The sequence below is a fragment of the Streptococcus sp. SG2 genome (assembly GCF_030439925.1).
GTDB lineage: Bacteria > Bacillota > Bacilli > Lactobacillales > Streptococcaceae > Streptococcus > Streptococcus gordonii.
On record NZ_JAQFJD010000003.1, the window covers coordinates 91,608 to 113,576 of the forward strand.

Genomic DNA, 21,969 nt, shown 5'->3' on the forward strand with positions numbered 1-21,969 from the left:
AGCTGTTAACCTTAATAAAAGTGAACGATAAAAAAATAACCTCAGAAACGACATTCTGAGGTTAAGAAGTTTATTTCACAACGATATTAACAAGTTTATTCGGTACACTAATCACTTTCACGACTTCTTTGTCGGCGATTTCAGACTTGATTTTCTCATCTGCTAAAGCGATTTCCTGCAATTCCTCACGGCTCAAGTCCTTAGCTACGACTAGCTTAGCACGAACTTTACCCTTGATTTGAACTACGATTTCGACCTCTGCTTCGACAAGCTTGCTTTCATCATAAGTTGGCCAAGCTACGTAGGAGATACTCTCGCCAGTTTGAGCTAGTGACTGCCAGAGTTCTTCAGCCAAGTGTGGTGCGAAAGGCGCCAGCAATTGGATAAAGCCTTTGGCGTATTCGACATAGAGTTTTTCTTCCTTGTTGGCTGCATTGACAAAGATCATGAGCTGGGCAATGGCCGTGTTAAACTTGAGCTCCTCAAGCTGCTCTGTGACAGACTTGACTGTTTCGTTGTATACCTTGTCAAGAGCTCCGCTATTTTCCGCAACGATTTCTTTGCTTGTCATCAAACGGTAAACACGATCAAGGAACTTGCGGCTGCCTTCCAGACCTTCCTCGCTCCAAGCAATGGACGCATCCAGTGGCCCCATGAACATTTCATAGACACGAAGGGTATCAGCACCATATTGCTCTACTACATCGTCTGGGTTGACTACATTCTTCAGAGATTTAGACATCTTAGCAGGTGCTTGCTCTAATTCTTCTCCCGTTTCGATGTTGAAGAATGAACCATCACGTTTTTCCACCTTGTCAGTCGCCACAAGTGCTCCACGGTGATCACGGTAGCTAGTCCCCAAAATCATTCCTTGGTTAAAGAGTTTTTGGAAAGGCTCTTTGGTCGGTACCACTCCAAGATCATAGAGGAACTTGTGCCAGAAGCGAGCGTAGAGGAGGTGAAGCACGGCGTGCTCTGCACCACCGATGTAAATGTCAACTGGAAGCCAAGCCTTGAGCAGGTCTTCGTCTGCTAATTTCTCATTGTTGTGCGGGTCAATATAACGCAGGTAATACCAGCTAGAACCAGCCCATTGAGGCATAGTGTTGGTTTCACGGCGTCCTTTAACACCATCTTCCCGAGTCACTTCTAGCCAGTCAGTCAGATTAGCCAGAGGGCTTTCACCGGTACCAGATGGGCGGATATCCTTGGTTACAGGCAAGACAAGCGGCAATTCACTTTCTGGAACAGCCGTTGAAGTCCCGTCTTCCCAATGAATAATTGGAATCGGCTCACCCCAGTAGCGCTGACGGCTAAAGAGCCAATCGCGCAGGCGATAGGTGACTTTTTCGTTTCCGACACCTTCTGCTTCCAGCCAAGCAACCATCTTTTCAATAGCGGTAGCCTTGTCCAAGCCATCTAAGAAGCCAGAGTTAATATGCGGACCGTCTTCTGTGTAAGCAGCGTCAGCAACATTGCCCCCCTCTAGAACCGGAATAATCTCTAAATCAAACTGCTTAGCAAACTCCCAGTCGCGCTCATCGTGGGCAGGAACGGCCATGATAGCCCCTGTTCCATAGCTTGCAAGCACATAGTCGGCAATCCAGATTGGGATTTCCTTGCCATTGACAGGATTGATAGCATAAGCTCCTGTCCAGACACCGGTCTTCTCCTTAGCTAGATCAGTCCGAGCCAGGTCAGATTTGAGGCTGGCTGCATGTTTGTAGTCTGCTACTGCTTGGGCTTGTTCGGCACTTGTAATGGCATCAACGAGAGCATGCTCTGGAGCCAAAACAGCATAGGTTGCACCAAAAAGGGTGTCCGGACGAGTCGTAAAGACAGTAAAGTCCTTATCTGTATCCTTAATTTTGAAGGTTACATTGGCACCGGTTGACTTACCAATCCAGTTGCGCTGCATATCCTTGATAGACTCAGGCCAGTCCAGTTCCTCCAAGTCATTGAGCAAACGCTCTGCGTAGACCGTGATTTTCAGCATCCACTGACGCATGGGCTTGCGGACAACTGGATAACCACCGCGCTCAGAAGTGCCATCTGGCAGAACTTCCTCATTAGCGATAGCCGTTCCCAGCTCTTCCACCCAGTTTACTGGTACTTCTGCTTCATAAGCCAGACCTTTTTCGTAAAGTTTGGTGAAAATCCACTGAGTCCACTTGTAATAGTTAGGGTCAGTAGTATTGACCTCCCGATCCCAGTCATAAGAGAAGCCCAGAGCATTGATTTGACGCTTGAAGTTGGCAATGTTTTCCGCTGTAAAGTCAGCCGGGTCATTGCCTGTATCCATGGCATATTGCTCAGCTGGCAAACCAAAGGCATCCCAGCCCATAGGATGAAGGACGTTATAGCCCTGAGCTCGCTTGTAGCGGCTAAGGATATCTGTCGCTGTGTAGCCCTCTGGATGCCCTACATGGAGCCCCGCTCCTGATGGGTAAGGAAACATGTCCAGCGCATAAAAGTTAGGCTTGTCCTTGTCCGTACCTGTCTTAAATGTATGGTGCTCTGCCCAGTATTTTTGCCACTTAGGCTCGATTTCTCTATGATTGTAAGTACTCATATTTATCTCCAACTTTTGTGATGTTACTATTATACCATTTTCAAAGGATTTTGAAAGATGGAATCCAGTTTTCACCGATAAAAACTATAAGCCATTTCTAAAGCGTTAATCTTTGATTGACCTCCAAAATTAAAAGGTGTATAATTCTGACCGGAGGAATAATCATGAATTTACAAACTATTTTCACTTATGTTTTCTTTGTTATTTTTATTAGCACAGAAATGTGGATTAAAAATAAAACTAAGTCAAACAATGTAAATGATTCTGCAGACAAAGGAAGTCGCTACATCATTATTGGTAGTGTTGTTTGTTGTCTTCTATTAATGAATGAACAACTTCTACCTTCTATAGCTCAATTGCCACCTTTTTTGACCTATGTTGGAATCCTCATCTCCCTAGCAGGGTTCGTATTGCGAATCTATGCAGTCAATTATCTCGGAAAAAACTTCACACTGGCCGTTCAAACAACTGATAATCAACAATTAGTAGACCATGGCCCTTATGCTATTGTGAGAAATCCTGCCTATACTGGCAGTATCTTGTCTATCCTTGGCCTATCAATCACTTCACTAAATCCTTTTACAATCATTATCTGTCTTATTTTACTAGTAGTAGGATATGGCATTCGACTTAAAGTAGAAGAAAAAGCCTTAGGTAACCACTTTGGAAAAAATTACGAAACATATTGCCAAAAGGTTAGATACCGAGTTTTCCCTTATATCTGGTAATCTCATTAAAAAACAAGCCGCCTCGTCAGCCTTATGGTTGAAAGGTGGCTTGTTTTCTATTTTGCTTTTATTTATCCAAATCCTTGACATATCGGTCGACTGCTAGGATAGCTTGTGCCACATCAGAAGCAGAAATAGCAAACGGCATCTGATGAATTGTTTCACCCTCAATCGTCGCCTGTTTTCCAACTTTCAGTAGATCCTCATAGCTAACATTTTCTAAATGCATTTCTTCTAAACTTGTCGGCATACCAATTCTTTGATAGAAACGGATATATTTCTCCAATTCCTCTTTCGGCCGATTTTCAAGGAAGAGCTGGGTCAAGGTTCCATAGGCAACCTTTTCGCCGTGGGTCAAGTGGTGAATATCGCCTGAAAGAGCTGTAAAACCATTGTGAATAGCATGGGCTGCTGCCAAACCAGCACTCTCGAAGCCTAATCCACTAAGTAATGTATTTGCTTCAATGATATTCTCTAAAGCAGGCGTGACAACTTGTGCTTCACAGGCTGCGATAGCCTGCAAGCCATCTGCAAACAAAATCTCTTCACATTTCTTCGCAATTGCATTTCCTGCTAAAGTCTGCCTGTCCCCCAACATGGTAACACCATTAGCCTGCATAACCGCTCTAGCTTCAACCCAAGTTGCTAAGCCATCTGCAATTCCAGAGGCTAATAAACGTTTAGGAGCTTTAGCAATGACAGCTGAGTCAACTAAAACTAAATCTGGATTCTTACTGTAAAAAATATATTTCTCAAATGCTCCCTCATCAGTGTAAATAACTGATAAAGCAGAGGTTGGTGCATCTGTAGAAGCAATGGTCGGCGCAATAACTACTGGCACTTCTAACAGGTCTGCAATAGCTTTCGCACTATCAATGGTCTTACCACCGCCGAGACCAATCACCAAATCAGCCCCATCTTTTTCTGCTAGAGAAACTACTCGATTAATCTCATTATCGGAGGCTTCTCCATTAAATGCAACTCTAAAAACATGGAATCCATAACGTGTTAAATATTTCGAGAAAGCTTCACCAACAATACCATATACCACATCATCACAGAGAAGAACTGGGCGATTCCCCAACTTCAATATCTGCTTGGCATTCTCAAACAGAGCATTTTCTCCTTGAATATAACGAGACGGACTTGCAAATATTCTCATAAGGCACCTCTTTCAATTTGTTATGGGTAAACAATTTATTCTTTGTTAAACATACTCCTGACTATGAATGTCAGACCAATCTGTTGCAAAGTCGTCTACCGCCTTAGCAATGGACGGCATAGCAAAGGCTGCTGCAAAAACATCCGGACCTGCTGTAACAGCTTGGGCACCATCAGCAAAAGCTCGATTGACTTGGGCAACATTTTTAAAGGAGGCCGCCAATATTTTACTGGCGGAATGATCTCGCTCAATAGCCTTAGCCAGCTGGCTAATGACAGCATCTGAATCAATATTGAGATTTTCCATGCGGTTATAGTAAGGAGCAAGATAGTCAGCCCCCGCTTCAATGGCTAAGAGACCTTGAAAGGTTGTATAAATAGCTGTCGCTGTAATCTTATAACCTTCTGCCTTGAGAGTTTTGATAGCCGCTAACCCATCTGGTGTGACCGGAACTTTAATGTAGACAGCATCACCACATCTTTTTCGAATTTCAGCAGCATCTTTCAAGATGCCCTCATAATCCTTGGCAACAACCTGCACATGAATAGACGGGCCTTCTCCTATAATTTCTCGAACAGAGCGAATCCGTTCAAAGAAATCTATTTTTCCTTCTTTTTTTGCGATGGTCGGATTAGAAGTCACTCCCGCCAAGGGGAGGACTTCCGACCATTTTTTTATCTCCTCTAAATTTAAGGTATCAAGCATGAATTCCATAAATTGGACCTCTTTTACAATGTGTGCTCCGTACGTCCGATAATATCATCTTGTGTCGCCTTGGAAAGCACATTGAAGAAAGCAGAGTAGCCTGCAACGCGAACAATCAAATCGCGGTGCTTTTCAGGATGCTTCTGCGCATCAATCAAGGTTTCCCTAGAAACGACATTGTATTGGATATGATAGCCATGCAGACGGTTAAAGAATGTACGAAGCAAGGCAATTAGTTTCAGTTTATCTTCCTCTTTAGACAAAGTCTGAGGATTTACTTTTTGATTAAGCAGAACGCCACCAACGATTTCATCCGTCGGCAATTTAGAAACGGATTTCAATACAGAGGTTGGACCGTTCTTATCCATATTGTGAGATGGTGAGCATCCTTCAGCAAGCGGTGTTCCGGCATTGCGGCCATCTGGCGTCGCCAAAGTACCACGACCTTGACCGACATTGGCTGAAATAGAAGATGTTCCTGAGTAGCGGATACCGCCAATTGGACCACGGCCATAACGAGTATTTGGATACTTAGCGATTTCATCCACATAAATATCATAAGCATCTGTCACTAGCTTATCTGCGTAATCATCATCATTACCATATTTCGGTGCATCATGAATCAGCATCTCTTGGATTTCTTTACCACGCTCACCTGCATAGTCCGTTTCAAGTGCATGCCATAGTTCAGCTGGAGTCAGCCTGCCTTCCTCAAAGACCAGCTTCTTGATAGCCGCCAGTGAGTCTGATAGATTGGCAATACCGACTTGAAGACCAGAAATATAGTCATAGACAGCTCCACCCTCTTTCAAATGCTTACCGCGTCCGATACAATCATCTGTCAAAGCTGAGCAGAGAATATCCGGTACTTCTCTCTCAAGAGACAGGTCGATAGAATTTTCCACGATGACACTCATGCGGGTCAAATGGCGCAAGGTCTTGTCCCAAGCAGTTTGCAGCTCAGCAAAGCTCTTCATATCTTTAAAGTGACCGAAGCTTGGTGCAAAGCGCTTGCCAGATGCTGGATCAATCCCATCGTTCATAGTAATCAGGAGTACCTTAGGGAAGTTCATGTAGCTCATACCTGTACAACGGTATCCCCATTTACCAGGCACAGCGGTTTCCACACAGCCGATAGCGCTGTAGTCGTAAGCATCTTCTTCTAAAACGCCTTTTGCGATAAAGGACGGAATGATGATTTCATCATTATTGAAAGCCGGCATACCGAAACCAAGCTTCATGACTTCGATACACTCATTCATAAAGCGAGCATCCAAGCCGGCATGATAGCGAACGGTCAGATTCGGCTGAGGAAGATGAGTTTGGGCTACAGATTTCAACACGAGGTAGGAAAGTGGGTTGACTGCATCTCTCTTATCTCTCGTTTGGCCCCCGATTGTCACATTTTGATAAAGGGGACTACCCGCAGATGAGAATGTATGAGCCTGACTACGCACTTTATTAATAGTGATCGTCTTAATCCAGAGATTGGTTAAGCGTTCTACAATGCTAGCTTCTGTCTCACGTCCAGCTTCCAAGTCTGCCTTGACATAAGGATACATGTACTGGTCAAAGCGTCCATAAGAGAGTGAATGTCCGTTGGACTCAATCTGAAGAATACACTGGATAAACCAGACAGACTGAACAGCTTCAGCAAAGGTTGATGCTGGCTCATATGGCACTTTAGAACAGATTCTAGCGATTTCTAATAGCTCCTGACGACGCTTAGGCTCTGCTTTTTCAGCCAGTTGTTTGGCTAAGGCTACAAAACGCTCCGCATAAGCTTTCACCGCATTGACTACGATGAAAATCGAATCATAAAAATGGTATTTGTCAATACTAGCCGGGTCGGTCAAATCCAAAGCTTCCTTAGCTGCGCGAGCTTTTTCTTCAAAACCTTTCAGTCCATAAGCCAAGAGTTTTTGATAGTTGACCGCCAAGTGGGCATCCCCAGAGTTCATCTTTCCTTCCATGCCAAAGAAGCCGGTTTCCATATAAACCTGAACTTCCTCTGGAAGTAAAGCGCCAGCTCTAGCACGGAGGTTATTATTTTCCCAGAAAGGAGCAATACCACGGAGCTGCTCTTTGGTTTCTTCCGTGATGTAGAATACGTCTCCATCCCGTTTCTCAAAAAGATCTAGTTCATTAAGTACAAACTCTAAAGTATACTCTGGGAAAATAGGCGCATCTTTATTAGATGAAGCCTGATTACCGACAATCATCGTTTCATCTTCGATGTAAAGCGTCATATTTTCCAAAATCTCTTTGAGCATGTAAGCACGTTTCAACACATTTGGCTTTTCCTTATGCTCATCGTAAGCTTTGGTAGCCAGGACAGCGCGCTCTGCATCAATGTAGGGCTTTTTATTTAAAACATCTTCACGATATTTATTCATTCTCTCTGTCAAACTACCAAAATAGTCTGTTTTTATTGTTGTTCTTTCTACTTCTTTTACTTGGATCATTTTGCTGCATCCTTTCTTATGAAATTATTTTTATTTCTTTCGTAAGTATTGTAACATGCAATATCCAAGAATTCAATCATTTATAGGCTATAATTAAATTAAAGATTATTTGCACATTTGTGCCATCTGAGCTAAGAAACTTTTGTGTTTTTTATTCATCAAAATCAGATTACTCTTCATTTTTCAATTCGTTATTGTAGGCAATCTTATCCTGAAACTTCACAAATGGGAAGTAAACAAAGGCGGACATGGCTAGAATGACAATTTGAATGACTGCTCCTTGCCAACCAGCAACCATAAAACCTGAAATGATAGCCGGTGTACTCCAAGGCAAAGTCACACCTGCGAATGGTTGCATAAATCCAACTGCAATCGCCATGTATACAATTAAAGCAGCTAAAACTGGAACCAAAACAAAGGGTAAGAACATGACCGGATTCATTACAATCGGAAAACCAAAGACAACGGGTTCATTGACATTGAAGATAGCCGGAAAAGCAGCAACTTTTCCCAGAGCCTTATACTGCTTAGACTTAGCAGCAAAAAGCATCGCTACGACTACTCCAAAAGTGATACCAGATCCCGATAAGATAAGGAAGCTATCCAAAAATTGCTGGGTCACAATATGAGCGCCCTGACTAACGGACAACTTATCAGCAGCAAGTAAAGCCTTATTTGCATCCAGGTTAGACAATAGTAAGGCTGTTACGACGCCATTGACAACGGATTGCCCATGAACACCAAACCACCACAGAAAAGAAATGAAGAATGCAATACCAATAGCTCCATAAAGAGAACCCGTAAGGCCTTGTAGAGGAACCTGAATAACATCATAAATCATCTCAATAAAGGTACCACCACCTGTCGCTAGCTTGGCAACTATATAAACTATCATGGAAAGTAAGAAAATAACGAAAGCTGGAATCATAGCTTCAAACTGCTTAGCAATCGCTTGTGGAACTTGCTCTGGCATTTTAATGACAATATGTTTTTTAATGAAAACAGTATAGATGCTACCAGCCGCTAGACCAATTAGAATTGCTCCTATTATTCCTTGCCCTCCAAACCAAACCTTGCCAATCGCATCTGCAATCGCCTCGCCTTTCTCAGGAACATAGGAGGACTTCAAAAGGATAAAGAAGGAAGATAAAGCCAGTACACCTGCAGGAAGGGGCTCTACACCACTGTTCTTGGCATAAGAATAACCGATTGAAAAACAAGAAATCAGCCCCATAATAGCAAAGGTTCCTGAATAAACCTGCATAAATGGTTCAGTCCAGTCTGACCCAAACACACCAGCAATAGCTTGATTTAGTCCTTCAAACGGTAATTGACCTACAATCAAGAATAGGCTTCCAACAACAGTAAGAGGCAGAATTGCCAACATACCATCTTTTAATGCGATAATTCCACGCATATTAACAAACTTCATTATGGGTGCAATTATTTTTTGTGTATTTATCTTAGACATAACTAAGCTCCTTGATCTTGATACTTATCTAACAAACTCAAAGCGAGATCTAATACTTTTTTGCCATCTAACATACCATAATCAGCCATCGGTATCACTGCAATTGGAGTATGGCAACTGTCGCAGATAGCTTTCGATTTGTCTAGAGTATAAGCAACCTGAGGTCCTAATAAAGCGATATCCAAGTCCGCAGCATAATCAGCCAGCTTAGCCTGTGAGTATGCCTCAATCTCAGCCTCTATCCCTTTTTCGGTTGCAGCTATTTTCATATTATTGACTAACATTCCTGTTGAAAAACCTGCTGCACAAAACAAACCAATTTTGACCATCATTATATCCTCCTAATAAGTTAAGCTTTTTCTTGTAGTTCTTTTCTCAAATCAATGATTTCCTTAATGAGATTAATCTCTGTAATACTGGTCATCAAATGATCTTGAGAATGGACAAATAGTGCTGTGATTTCTGTTTTTGTCCCCCCTGCTTCCTGTGCTAAAAATTGAGTCTGTAAATTGTGAGCCTCAAGCAACGACTTGTCTGCCAACTCAACTTGTTCATCACACTCTAAAAACTTTCCATCTTTAGCTAGTGATAAAGCCTGATAAATATGTTGCTTGGCATCACCGGCATCTAAAATAAGTCCCATGATAATTTGATCTGCAACAATAACTTCCATAATTTGCTCCTTTTCCAGTCAACTTTTAACAACGTTTATTTGTTTCATATGAAATCGCTTTTATTATGTTTGTAACTTAAATCTATCACCTTTAAACATATTCGTCAATAATTTATAGCACATTTACTCTTATTTAAATATTTTTGCACATTTGTGCGTATTGCTGCAAAAAAAAGAAAGAACCAAATTCTTTCTTTTTTACTATTCTTTTTTCTTTAACCTACTAGGTAAAACTATTATCCCCATCTAAGGATAACACCTTTAATATTGTTTCTTCATCTGTTACTAAATGATTAATATATCCTGCCCGTAAAACTGATAGGATAGCTGTTGCCTTGGCAGACCCATAGGCAAATCCCAAAGCATGCGGTATTTTTTTAAGCTCAGATAGAGAAATAGCGATAGTCCTTTCCTGTAATTCTTCATATACAGGTTCTCCATTTTTATCGAAAAAACGGCAACAAATTTCTCCGACCTCTTCTTCACTTTTTAAAACAGAAAAATCTCGTTCTGTTAACATATCCAACCACTGACGATTGTTCTCATCTGCAAAACCACCGATTCCTACGACAGCAATATCCAAATCCTGCCAACTCTTTTTGAGATCTTCAAAATATTTTGATGATAAAATTCCTTTTGCTAAATTTTCCTTTTCCTGAATAATGGTCGCATTGATAAAGTTACAATCTCCATGACATTTGCTTGCCATGTTATAAATCAGAGTATTGACATGATATCGGGCATGGATGTGACTGGGACCACCAGCTAGTGGAACAAAATGAATATCTTTCAAATGTCGTGGATTTAAATGTTCTACCAACAGGCTGAGACTTTTTCCCCACGAAAAGCCTACATTCATATGATCATCTAATAGAGCTCGAAGTAGATTTGCTGCACTTTGACCTAGCCTTTCTTCTAATTCAGCAGTTGATTCATCAGGCACATTCGCAACTATATCTATACCTTTTAATCTATATTTCTCTTTGACATACTTTTCTAACTGAAACAAGCGAGTATCGAAATTATTTATTTCAATCTTGACAATCCCTTTTTTCTTTGCTTCAGCCAGCATTCGACTAACAGTTGTGCGATAGATTCCTGTTTCTGCTGCAATTTCTGCCTGGCTCTTCTCTTCTATGTAATAAAGATAGGCTAATTTAGCCAGAAGCTTTTTTCTTTCATTTCTCATCATCCGCTCCTTCAAGCCTAAACTTTAACAACTCTAATACTTGCCTTTTCTAATTGCTCAACAGCGACATTTGAAATTCCGGTATCTGTTACAACTTGAGACACCTGCTTAAGTCCGAAACGCTTAACAATCCCTTTTTTCCCAAATTTACTTGAATCAGTAAGAATTACAACTTGGTCGGCCACTTCAGACATATATTGAACGACTTCACTACGCATCAAATCTTTCCCTGTAAACCCAAGTTCTTCATCATAGCCATCTGTTCCTACAAAAGCATATTTAACATGAAAGTAGTGGATCATTTCTTTAAGAAGCGGACCAACAGTCACTTGAGAGTCTTTTTGGAATTCTCCACCTAAAAGAATGATTTTGCACGAATCATAATTCCTAACATAGTCAGCTATAAAGTAGGAATTGGTAACGATTTTTACATTCCTCTTGCTACGGCAAATTTCTTCTGCTAAAAGGGCACAAGTAGATCCTGATTCAATCAAAATTGTTTCATTATCACTAATTAGTTCAGCGGTTTTCTGGGCAATTCTTCGCTTTGTATCGTAATTAAAAGACAATCTGACATTAAGGTCGTCCCCACTATTCAAGACAGCATACCCATGTTCACGACGCAATAAACCTTTTAATTCCAATTTATCTAAGTCTTTCCTAATCGTTACTTTAGAAACTTGTAGCTTCTCAGAAAGTGTATTAACATCAATCTTTTCATATTCAGAGACTAATTTCACAATTTTATCTAAACGTTCCATTTTCATTACCTCACCTATATTTTAACAAAAGATTTTATAAAAATAAAATAAAAAATAGTTTCGTTCGTAATTGCATTTGTTGCGTAAATAAGTTATAATAGTTGTATTAAAAGGAGGGTTGCGTATGGAAACAACAAAAGGAATTATTTTCAATATCCAACATTTCAGTATTCATGATGGCCCCGGAATCCGAACAACAGTTTTCCTAAAGGGTTGCCCACTACGCTGCCCTTGGTGTTCAAACCCAGAATCACAGAGGATGCAACCTGAGCCTATGCTTGATGCTACTACCCAAAAAAACATCACTATGGGAGAAGAAAGAAGTGTTATTGAGATTATAGATGAAGTCTTAAAAGACCGTGATTTTTATGAAGAATCCGGCGGTGGATTGACCTTATCTGGCGGGGAAATTTTTGCTCAATTTGAATTTGCAAAAGCTATCCTTAAAGCAGCTAAGGAGAAAGGTATTCATACCACAATAGAAACAACGGCTTTTGTAGAACACGAAAAATTTGTTGATCTCATCCAATATGTTGATTTCATTTATACCGATTTGAAGCACTATAACTCAGTCAATCACCGTAAGATTACTGGTGTTAAAAATGAGTTGATTATTAAGAATATACATTACGCATTTACTCATCAAAAGACAATTGTCCTGCGAATTCCAGTAATTCCTGACTTTAATAACTCTCTAGAAGATGCGGAACAGTTTGCAACTCTTTTCAATGAATTATCCATCGATCAAGTCCAACTGTTACCTTTCCATCAATTTGGAGAAAACAAGTATAAACTACTAGGACGGCGGTATGAAATGGAGGGTACTAAAGCCCTACATCCAGAGGATTTATACGATTATCAGCAGGTTTTTCTAAACCATAACATCAATTGTTATTTCTAAGCAAAAATTCCTTTTCCTAACTATTTTTTATATTATAAACCTTCTCTGATTATACCTCACATCTTGAACTGATTTTTATCCTTAATCAAAGGCTTCTAAATTTATTCGCTGAATCCAAGTTTGAAGAAAACCTCTACTTTGCTATTTCTTCAGCTTGGATTTTATTTTTATAGTAACTTTCTCAAAGGATTTTGAAAGACGCTAAAAATGGAGAATGGGGAAAATCTTTGTTGATTTACCTTGACTTATCTTTAAAAACAGATAGAATTAAAATTAAATTCATATGAATAAGGGAGAGCTATGATTATGAGAAAGACTTTGTTTCAGATTATTGAGCCCCATCAGCAGGAAAGCTTTATTGAAGAAGCCTACGATATTTTCATGATCTTGGCCATTATTGTCAGCTTAATTCCTCTAACTTCAAAAAGTCATTCAGGAATCTTCATTTGGCTCGATCTTATAACAACGATTATTTTTATCATTGACTATGTGCTCAGGTTCGTCACTGCCGATTATAAATTACAGAAAGGAAGGATTTCTTTCCTACTCTATCCTTTTACTTTCTTAGCTATGGCTGATTTGCTCTGCATACTGCCATCACTCTTTTTATTAAATGACAGTCTGCGTCTGTTTAAAATTTTACGGATGCTTCGTACCTTGCGTATCTTTAAATTTTTCCGCTATTCCAAGAATATTCAGATCTTGACAAATGTCTTAAAAAAACAGAAAGACAGTCTGATTATTGTAGGGGTTTTAGCACTTGGATATATCTTTGTTTCCGCCCTTGTCATTTTCAACGTAGAGCCTAGTACTTTCCCTACCTTTTTTGATGCCCTTTATTGGGCAACGATTTCCCTGACTACGGTTGGCTATGGGGACATTTACGCGATATCAACTACCGGAAAAATCATTACAATGATCTCTTCATTTTTAGGAATTGCAATTGTTGCACTCCCCGCTGGTATCATTACAGCTGGCTATATGAAAGAAATCAAAGAACTATAAAACCTGTTTAGGAATACCTAAACAGGTTTTTTATATATGCATTCACTTTTCTATAACTTTAGCTGAGGTTTCTTTCATTTCTTAACCTTTTTAATAAAAAAGTGGAGTATTAATAGAGCAACAATAATAAGTGAAATATAAACTAGCATGAATTGATTAGAAAGATGATCCCCACTAGCATTCTGCAATACTACTCCATAAGATTCCTTGTATTCATTTACCACCGAGCTTGGGGCACTATCAAATACTTTAGCAATTGAGTCTTTCATCAAAACTTGTTTTAAAAGTGCATTCACTTGTGTCATAGGAAACCAAGTCATAACCTGCTGCAAAGTTTCCCCAACTGAACCGATAGAAAGATAAACTCCTGAAATAAATCCGATAAAGGTACCGACGATTGTACTTAAAGTGGTAAAAGCTGAACTTGTTCGAATAAAGGCTAATATAGGAAGAATAATAGCAGCTGACAAGACTGTTGATAAGCTAACAATTCCAAAAATCTTTAGATAGTCCATGGCTGAATAATCTAGAAGGGAACTAAAACCGTTGAAAATCCCAATCGCAAAGACACAAGAGAACATGGTGAGGATCATCCCAAATAGGATTGCAAAAATAGCATAGGATAATTCAACCTTGAAATTAGAAATGGGACTAACCTTGAAATCTTCACTCAGTTTCTTTTCTTTATCTGAGACCATTACTCCAAACGCTCCTAAAGTACTGGTCATAGAAATAATCGTCGTCAAACCTGATATCAACCAATAGTTTACCATCTTAATCGTATCGCTTGAGGCAGTGTCACTACCTAATGCTTCCTTAATGGCATCAATCTGGATTTGGCCTAGAAAGACTTGATAGACTAAAATTAAAATAATAACTGACAAGAATGACATGAAAAACGCCAAACGATCTCGCGTGTATACTTTCCTATTTCTAGAAATTAGCTCAAACATTCATTTCTCCTCCTGTTTCTTTTAATAAATTCAAATAAGCTGCTTCCAAGTTTGAATATTCCACATTAAATGCTTCAATGATAGACTTATCTTGGTTTTCAGAAATAATTTCCATCATTTCTTCAACAGAAACATCTTTAAAAATAATCTCTCTTTCTGACAAAACTTGACATTTGTTCATAAATTGCGATACCGACAGTGACGTTACAGACTGACCTTCTTTTAAAAGCAAATTCAAGTTAGTTGTCGAATGCTTTTCAATAAAAGTGGCAATATCTCCTGAGTAATAAAGATTACCAGAAATTAAAACATGAAGAATGTCACATCCAGCCATCTCTTCTAAATAGTGAGTAATGAGAACTACCGTCATATTATCTTTCTTATTCAACTGATGAATGGCATCCCATAAATCATGTCGAGATTGCGGATCTAGACCAGTGGTTGGCTCATCCAGCAATAAAAGTGATGGTCGAGGTAGCAGAGCACGGGCAATATCTACTTTACGTTTCTGCCCTCCTGACAAGCTCCCGTATTTTTTATTTTTAATAGATGCAACATCTAGATAGTTTTGTAAATCCTTCATCCTCTTCAAGACCTTGGTCTTAGATAAGCCATACAAGGCACCTCTAGATACCAAATTTTCCTCTACTGTTAAATTTTCATCCAAACGATTGCTTTGAAAAACGATTCCGATATGGCGATAAAAATCTTTTGTGGATAGAGGATGTCCGTCAACTTCCCAGCTAATATCTCCTGAGCTTTGTTTGAAATTTTGAATAAGGAGATTAAAGAGAGTCGTTTTACCAGCACCATTGGGCCCAAGAAGTCCATAGAACTTCCCTTCTTCCAAAACTAAATCAATTCCCTTTAAGGCTTCAAAGGAGCCATAGTTTTTCTTAATATTTTTTAATCTAATTTCCATTTTTCCCAAATTCCTTCCTCAAGAAGAAGTAACTTCTTTTTTCTACTCCCACTATTATAAGAGATCATTTAACCGAAGTGTGAGGACATTCATGTCCTATTTAAAAAACTCTATGAGTTCCTAGACTCACAGAGTTTGGTTTCTTACTCATCAATTTTACTAAAACGTCTTATATCCTGCTCCCAGTCCAGTCTCATATTCTCCTTAAGGACATCTTCTGGCAATAGCTCTAGCATTAACTTTACCTTTTGATAGTTGTCCTCAGCTTTTTCGAGATTGTTTTCTAAGAAGAGGGCGATTTTCCACTGAAGCGCATAGCTAAAGACACGATCTTGAAAGTCGTTTCGCCTCAACATCAGCTCTTCTAGGACTCTTAATATTTCGGGTAGTCGGTCATATTCTTGATAGTGAGACAAGACCCCCGCCGCAAAAATGATTCTGGCCTGAATTTTTTCCAATCCATTGGTCGGATAATCAGCTACTGCCACAAGTAACTTGTTTAGCAAACAAGTAAACTCCTTCTTATCAAAATCTTTCAAACCAAGAGCCAACAGGCGTAAATCAATGATTTCTAGATCCATTTCCGTCAATTTTTCTTTGGCCAAAGCCTGATCCAGATATTCATCTATTAAGCCTTGATCATAGGCAATATTTTCCGTTAAAATCATATCGTTCTTGGCCTGCTTAATCTGAAGATAAAGTTGTTCTTCCTCAGGGAGCTGATCGAAATACTTCCGATAGATTTCCTCGATCAGCTCTTCTCTCTGTTGAAGACGTTCTCCATCGCCATAGTGATAAAGCTTTTCCAAGCGATACTTCAATTCAAGATAGCCTGATGGCAATTCGAATCGCTCTCTATTTGCTAGTCTATCCAGTGATACCTCCAGTTGCTCAGCAATATAGAGAGCTGTTGCTATGGTAGGCAGAGACTGGCCTTTTTCAATTCGCTGTAATTGCCGTGTTGTCAAAATGTCTTCTTCCCCACAAATGGCCTGACGACTCAAGCCTTTTTCTTCTCTTAGAGATTGAATTTTCTGTCCTAGCTCTTCCTTGAATTCCACATCAGGATCTCCTTCTTCCAGATATTTCCTATTATAGCATAATTTGATCATCAAAATTTATCTCTGTAGCTACAAATAAAAACCTGACCAAAGAACTTTATCTTAAGCTCCTTTAGTCAGGTCATTATGTCGTCTTATGACTTGTTTGTTACCAAATAATCACACGCTCTTCTGGGCTCCGCCACATGCCATCTCCTTCTTTCACATCAAAGGTCGTAAAGAAGTCTTCAAAGTTTGGCAGCTGCACATTGGTCCGAAGCTTGGCTGGAGCATGGACATCGACGCTTGCCAAGAGCTTCATATACTCTTCGCGTCCCTTCATCCGCCAAATGCGGGCAAAGTTGGTGAAGAATTCCTCAGCAGAGAAATCAGCTTCTTTCTTTGCTGCTTCTAGGGCTGCTGCAATACCGCCCAAATCTGCCACGTTTTCTGAAACGGTCAACTTGCCATTGACCTTAGCACCATAGGAATCCTGTCCTTCAAACTGATCAATGACCTTTTGAGTCCGCTCGGTGAAGGCTTGGTAGTCGTGCTCCGTCCACCAGTTGTTTAGGCTACCATTTTCATCAAAGGAAGCACCGTTGGTATCAAAAGCATGAGAAATCTCATGGGCAATGACCGCTCCAATACCACCGTAATTGGCTGATGAGGATTGGTGCAGGTCGTAGAAAGGCGCCTGCAGGATAGCCGCTGGAAAGACAATCAGGTTTTTCTGCGGATTATAGTAGGCATTGACCATGTGGGCTGGCATGCCCCATTCCTTGTAATCTACCGGTTGATTCCATTTGCTCCAGCTATAAGCAATATCAATCTGGCTCAGCTTCTGAGCATTTTCAAAGAGCGTCAGCTTTTCATCCACGATCTTGCGAGAATAACGCTCAGGTAACTCGTCTGGATAACCAATATAAGGCTTGATGACATTAAGTTTGACAATGGCCTTGTCACGAGTTTCTGGTGTTAACCAGTCATTCTGAGCTAGGCGGTTTTTGTAAACTTCAATCATGGTCGCTACTTTCTGCTCTACATCAGCCTTGGCTTCTGGTGAGAACTTTTGACCTGCATACCAAAGACCGATCGCTTGATTAAAAGGTCCCTGAGCTAGGTAATAAGCAGCTTTTTTCTTGTCCTGGGCTTGAGGAGTTCCCGATAGAGCACGTTGATAAGCACCTGCTAAAACACGGATGTCATCCGTTAGATATGGGGTTGTATTGCGAACCGCAGAGAGGATTAGCAAAGCGTGAAGTTTATCCCAGTTAGTAGCTGTATAGATATCCTTGGCTGCTTTCCAGAAGCGTTCCTCAGGCACAATGACTTGGTCGGGTTCTTGACCGATTAACTTGGTGAAGATATCTGTCAAAGGCAATTCCGGCACCAAGGCCTTGAAATCGTCCCACTTATAAGGATGGTAGAGCTTAGCATACTCAGAGCTCTCCTCATTAGAGAGAACATACTGGGCAAAAACAGCATCCAAGTCCAAAACCTTGTCTAAAAGATCCTTGATTTCCTCTTCAGTAAAATCAAATTTTGCTAGCAAGTCTTCCTGGGCCTTGCGCCATTTTGCAAGCAGCTCTGCCTTCTGAGGATGGTCTTCCGCGTAGTAGGTCGTATCTGGCAAAATAGTGCCTGGTCCATCCGCCCAGAGAACATTGATCCGAGCGTCCATAAAGTCAGGCGCCACACCAAAAGGAAAATAAGTCGGCTTGCCAGCCAGCTCGAAGTCTGCAATCTTAGAAGCATATTCTTCAAAAGACGCTAGGTTGCGAATCTCATCAATATAAGCACGCGCAGGCTCAGTCCCTGCTGCTTCCCGCTTGTCATAATCCGCTGCTAGGCGATGGTAAGCAACGAAGTTCTGCAGAATAGCATCATCTGGTACTCCATCGCCAGCCAACCATTTGTCGGTCGTAGAGAGCATGAGGTCTTCAATTTCCTCAGCTAAGTCCATAAAGCCACCTGTAACTGGTTTATCGTCAGGAATAACAGCTGTCTTAGCCCATTCGCCATTTATTGCATCATAAAAATCATCTTGCAGTCGTGTCATTTTTTTCTCACTTTCATACTTTTGATATAACCTTATCAAAAATAGCTTTGATTTTCAAATCTTTGTTAAATATTTCCTAAATTCAACAAAATTAACTTGACTTAATTTTTGTGTTAAGGTATATTAATAACGTAGAGGTGATATACATGATTGAGATACAAAACCTAAGTGTCAGCTATCAGGGCCAGCTGGCATTAGATAAGGCAAACGTAACTATAAAAGGCCCTACTATTACAGGAATTATCGGCCCAAACGGGGCTGGAAAATCCACCCTTATTAAAGGATTACTTGGAATTGTCGACCACCAAGGCCAAGCTTTACTGGATGGTCAGCCCCTAGACAAAGAACTAAAGCGAATAGCCTATGTAGAACAAAAAATCAATATTGACTATAACTTTCCTATCAAGGTAAAAGAGTGTGTTTCTCTTGGGCTTTATCCTAAGATAAAGCTTTTCCAAAGATTAAAAACTTCTGACTGGGACAAGGTCAACCAGGCTCTAAAAATCGTTGGTTTAGAGGATTTTGCTGAACGTCAAATCAGTCAACTGTCTGGCGGTCAATTCCAACGGGTCTTGATTGCGCGCTGCCTAGTCCAAGAAGCGGATTATATTTTCCTTGATGAGCCCTTTGTCGGTATTGATTCTGTCAGTGAAGAGATTATTATGAAAACACTCCGTCAGCTAAGAAAAGACGGGAAGACGATTTTGATTGTCCACCATGACTTGAGCAAGGTGGTCGCTTATTTTGATCAGGTCTTGCTACTTAACAAAAGAGTCGTCGCTTTCGGATCAACCGAGAGTACCTTCACCAAAGAAAATATGCAGCAGACCTACGGCTCTCAGCTCTTTATGAATGGAGGTGCCTAGGATGATTCAGGAATTTATTCAAGGCTTACATGACTTTCATTTCCTGCAAAATGCTTTGATTACAGCCATTGTGATTGGAGTGGTGGCCGGTGCCGTTGGCTGCTTTATCATTCTGCGGGGCATGTCACTCATGGGGGATGCCATCTCTCACGCGGTGCTGCCCGGTGTGGCCCTGTCTTTTATTTTGGGGATTAATTTCTTCATCGGTGCCATTACCTTTGGCTTACTAGCTTCCATTATTATCACTTATATCAAGGGCAATTCTATTATCAAAAGTGACACGGCTATCGGAATTACTTTTTCTTCCTTCCTGGCTCTGGGGATCATTTTGATTAGCGTTGCCAAGAGTTCGACCGACCTCTTCCATATCCTCTTTGGGAATATCTTGGCGGTACAAGACCTTGATATGTGGATTAGTATTGGCGTGGGTATTTTGGTGCTGCTGGTCATTAGTATTTTCTTCAAGCAACTTTTGCTGACGTCCTTTGACCCGCTTTTGGCCCAAGCTATGGGAATGAAGGTTAATTTTTACCACTATTTGCTGATGATTCTCTTGACTTTGGTTTCTGTCACAGCTATGCAAAGTGTCGGAACGATTCTGATTGTGGCCATGCTGATTACACCAGCTGCGACAGCCTATCTCTATGCCAAGAGTCTCAAGACCATGATTTTATTGTCATCTGCCTTGGGGGCTGGTGCATCTGTTTTAGGCCTCTTCATCGGTTATAGTTTTAATGTTGCAGCAGGTTCTAGTATCGTTCTAACCTCTGCCCTGATCTTTTTGGTTTCATTTTTTATCGCACCAAAACAGCGGTATTTAAAAAGAAAAGTAAAATAATATATTTATGGAGGATTTCCAATGAAAAAATGTCGTTATTTAGTTTTGCTTTTAGTGGCTATTGTAGGGCTAGTGGCCTGCTCTAGTCAAAAAAGCAGTTCTGACTCTAGCTCTTCCAAGCTAAATGTCGTTGCAACCAATTCAATTATCGCAGATATAACAAAAAATATCGCTGGCGATAAAATCAATCTGCACAGTATTGTCCCTGTCGGTCAAGATCCGCACGAATACGAACCTCTGCCTGAAGATGTCAAAAAGACTTCTAAGGCTGATCTTATTTTCTACAACGGTATCAACCTTGAAACAGGTGGTAATGCTTGGTTCACTAAATTGGTAGAAAATGCCCAGAAGAAAGAAAACAAGGACTACTATGCTGTCAGTGAAGGCGTTGATGTCATTTACCTAGAAGGCCAAAATGAAAAAGGAAAAGAAGATCCTCATGCTTGGCTAAACTTGGAAAATGGTATCATCTATGCGCAAAATATTGCCAAACGCTTGATTGAAAAAGACCCTGACAATAAGGCTACTTACGAGAAAAATCTCAAAGCTTATGTAGAGAAGCTAACTGCTTTGGACAAGGAAGCCAAAGAGAAATTCAACAACATTCCAGAAGAAAAGAAAATGATTGTGACAAGTGAAGGCTGCTTCAAATACTTCTCTAAGGCCTACAATGTGCCATCAGCCTACATCTGGGAAATCAACACCGAAGAAGAAGGGACTCCAGACCAAATTAAAAGCTTAGTTGAAAAACTGCGCAAGACCAAAGTCCCATCTCTCTTTGTCGAATCAAGTGTAGACGACCGTCCGATGAAGACTGTTTCTAAAGACACAAATATCCCAATCTACGCCAAAATCTTCACTGACTCAATCGCTGAAAAAGGCGAAGATGGAGACAGCTACTACAGCATGATGAAATACAATCTGGATAAAATTTCTGAAGGATTGGCCAAATAATAACAAAAGGTTAGGATTGCTTCCTAACCTTTTTATGCAAAGAAAAAATTGGGCTGAAATGTAGGCGCTCTCAAATTTCCAGTCAAATTATTCGAAAAAAATACTTTTTCGGAGTACAATGAAGCTATCAAACATGAATGGAGACTTTTATGACAACTTTTCTCGGAAATCCTGTAACCTTTACTGGAAAACAATTGCAAGTCGGCGACACAGCCCATGATTTTAGCCTGACTGCAACGGATCTATCAAAGAAAACTCTGGCTGACTTTGCTGGCAAAAAGAAAGTCCTGAGCATCATCCCATCTATCGATACTGGTGTCTGCTCAACTCAGACTCGCCGCTTCAACCAAGAACTCTCTGACTTAGACAATACTGTTGTTATCACAATTTCAGTTGATTTGCCATTTGCACAAGGCAAGTGGTGCGCTGCTGAAGGCATTGAGAATGCTGTTATGCTATCTGACTACTTCGACCATTCTTTCGGTCGCGACTACGCTGTCCTCATCAATGAATGGCACCTTTTGGCCCGCGCAGTTCTTGTCTTGGATGAGAACAACACTGTGACCTACGCTGAATATGTCGATAATATCAACACTGAACCTGACTATGATGCAGCGATTGCAGCAGTGAAAAACTTATAATCCTCACGACCACTCAAACTGAGTGGTCTTTTTATGTCTAATTTTGAAAAAAAGAGAGTCT

General features: G+C 40.5%; 20 protein-coding genes. 7 read left to right on the plus strand and 13 right to left on the minus strand.

Annotation, left to right across the window (positions count from 1 at the left end):
* Positions 1–70: 70 nt before the first annotated feature.
* Positions 71–2,572: a leucine--tRNA ligase gene (gene leuS / locus PCY09_RS07395; RefSeq protein ID WP_048775484.1), complete on the minus strand. Its 2,502-nt coding sequence runs from the start codon at positions 2,570–2,572 to the stop codon at positions 71–73.
* Positions 2,573–2,736: 164 nt separating this feature from the next.
* On the opposite strand from leuS, the gene PCY09_RS07400 reads away from it, so the two are divergent.
* A complete protein-coding gene (locus PCY09_RS07400; RefSeq protein ID WP_048775486.1) occupies positions 2,737–3,300 on the plus strand; it encodes an isoprenylcysteine carboxylmethyltransferase family protein in 564 nt (187 codons plus the stop codon).
* 67 nt (positions 3,301–3,367) lie between these two features.
* Here the strand turns inward: PCY09_RS07400 and PCY09_RS07405 are convergent, their stop codons facing one another.
* From PCY09_RS07405 to PCY09_RS07440, 8 genes are all read right to left on the minus strand, one after another.
* Entirely contained in the window at positions 3,368–4,462 is a 1,095-nt protein-coding gene (locus PCY09_RS07405) for a glycerol dehydrogenase (protein ID WP_045773489.1), read from the minus strand.
* 45 nt (positions 4,463–4,507) lie between these two features.
* Positions 4,508–5,176: a fructose-6-phosphate aldolase gene (locus PCY09_RS07410; RefSeq protein WP_125397180.1), complete on the minus strand. Its 669-nt coding sequence runs from the start codon at positions 5,174–5,176 to the stop codon at positions 4,508–4,510.
* Between the two features lie 14 nt (positions 5,177–5,190).
* Positions 5,191–7,632 (minus strand): glycyl radical protein, encoded by a 2,442-nt coding sequence (locus PCY09_RS07415; protein ID WP_061582751.1) that lies wholly within the window; start codon positions 7,630–7,632, stop codon positions 5,191–5,193.
* Positions 7,633–7,801: 169 nt separating this feature from the next.
* Positions 7,802–9,103 (minus strand): PTS sugar transporter subunit IIC, encoded by a 1,302-nt coding sequence (locus tag PCY09_RS07420; protein WP_125397181.1) that lies wholly within the window; start codon positions 9,101–9,103, stop codon positions 7,802–7,804.
* A 2-nt stretch (positions 9,104–9,105) separates the two neighbouring features.
* On the minus strand, positions 9,106–9,432 hold the full coding sequence (locus PCY09_RS07425) for a PTS sugar transporter subunit IIB (protein WP_041789902.1): 327 nt from the start codon (positions 9,430–9,432) through the stop codon (positions 9,106–9,108).
* Positions 9,433–9,452: 20 nt separating this feature from the next.
* Positions 9,453–9,776, minus strand: coding sequence for a PTS lactose/cellobiose transporter subunit IIA (locus tag PCY09_RS07430; protein ID WP_061584957.1), 324 nt, complete (start codon positions 9,774–9,776; stop codon positions 9,453–9,455).
* Positions 9,777–9,999: 223 nt separating this feature from the next.
* Positions 10,000–10,965: a sugar-binding transcriptional regulator gene (locus PCY09_RS07435; RefSeq protein ID WP_125397182.1), complete on the minus strand. Its 966-nt coding sequence runs from the start codon at positions 10,963–10,965 to the stop codon at positions 10,000–10,002.
* A gap of 17 nt (positions 10,966–10,982) precedes the next feature.
* Positions 10,983–11,726: a DeoR/GlpR family DNA-binding transcription regulator gene (locus PCY09_RS07440; protein ID WP_041789904.1), complete on the minus strand. Its 744-nt coding sequence runs from the start codon at positions 11,724–11,726 to the stop codon at positions 10,983–10,985.
* A gap of 124 nt (positions 11,727–11,850) precedes the next feature.
* On the opposite strand from PCY09_RS07440, the gene PCY09_RS07445 reads away from it, so the two are divergent.
* Positions 11,851–12,627, plus strand: coding sequence for a glycyl-radical enzyme activating protein (locus tag PCY09_RS07445; protein ID WP_061600870.1), 777 nt, complete (start codon positions 11,851–11,853; stop codon positions 12,625–12,627).
* 306 nt (positions 12,628–12,933) lie between these two features.
* Positions 12,934–13,632 (plus strand): ion transporter, encoded by a 699-nt coding sequence (locus PCY09_RS07450; RefSeq protein WP_012130830.1) that lies wholly within the window; start codon positions 12,934–12,936, stop codon positions 13,630–13,632.
* 74 nt (positions 13,633–13,706) lie between these two features.
* On the opposite strand, the gene PCY09_RS07455 is transcribed toward PCY09_RS07450, so the two are convergent.
* The 4 genes from PCY09_RS07455 to PCY09_RS07470 form a co-directional block, all read right to left on the minus strand.
* Positions 13,707–14,585 carry an ABC transporter permease gene (locus PCY09_RS07455; RefSeq protein ID WP_061596753.1) on the minus strand — a complete coding sequence of 293 codons (879 nt, stop codon included), beginning with the start codon at positions 14,583–14,585 and terminating at the stop codon, positions 13,707–13,709.
* Positions 14,578–15,507 (minus strand): ABC transporter ATP-binding protein, encoded by a 930-nt coding sequence (locus PCY09_RS07460; protein WP_125397184.1) that lies wholly within the window; start codon positions 15,505–15,507, stop codon positions 14,578–14,580. Before PCY09_RS07460 ends, PCY09_RS07455 begins: the two co-directional genes overlap by 8 nt.
* Before the next feature lie 143 nt (positions 15,508–15,650).
* Positions 15,651–16,568 (minus strand): XRE family transcriptional regulator, encoded by a 918-nt coding sequence (locus PCY09_RS07465; protein WP_125367547.1) that lies wholly within the window; start codon positions 16,566–16,568, stop codon positions 15,651–15,653.
* 148 nt (positions 16,569–16,716) lie between these two features.
* Positions 16,717–18,609, minus strand: coding sequence for a M13-type metalloendopeptidase (locus PCY09_RS07470; RefSeq protein WP_125367546.1), 1,893 nt, complete (start codon positions 18,607–18,609; stop codon positions 16,717–16,719).
* Between the two features lie 146 nt (positions 18,610–18,755).
* Between PCY09_RS07470 and PCY09_RS07475 the strand changes: the two genes are divergently transcribed.
* From PCY09_RS07475 to tpx, 4 genes are all read left to right on the plus strand, one after another.
* Positions 18,756–19,475 (plus strand): metal ABC transporter ATP-binding protein, encoded by a 720-nt coding sequence (locus tag PCY09_RS07475; protein ID WP_125367545.1) that lies wholly within the window; start codon positions 18,756–18,758, stop codon positions 19,473–19,475.
* Position 19,476: 1 nt separating this feature from the next.
* Positions 19,477–20,313, plus strand: a complete 837-nt coding sequence (locus tag PCY09_RS07480; RefSeq protein WP_045504337.1) for a metal ABC transporter permease — start codon at positions 19,477–19,479, stop codon at positions 20,311–20,313.
* Between the two features lie 21 nt (positions 20,314–20,334).
* Positions 20,335–21,267 (plus strand): metal ABC transporter substrate-binding lipoprotein/adhesin ScaA, encoded by a 933-nt coding sequence (gene scaA / locus PCY09_RS07485; RefSeq protein ID WP_045773481.1) that lies wholly within the window; start codon positions 20,335–20,337, stop codon positions 21,265–21,267.
* 149 nt (positions 21,268–21,416) lie between these two features.
* Complete coding sequence (tpx, locus tag PCY09_RS07490; RefSeq protein ID WP_045773480.1) at positions 21,417–21,908, plus strand: thiol peroxidase; 492 nt, start codon at positions 21,417–21,419, stop codon at positions 21,906–21,908.
* Positions 21,909–21,969 lie beyond the last annotated feature (61 nt).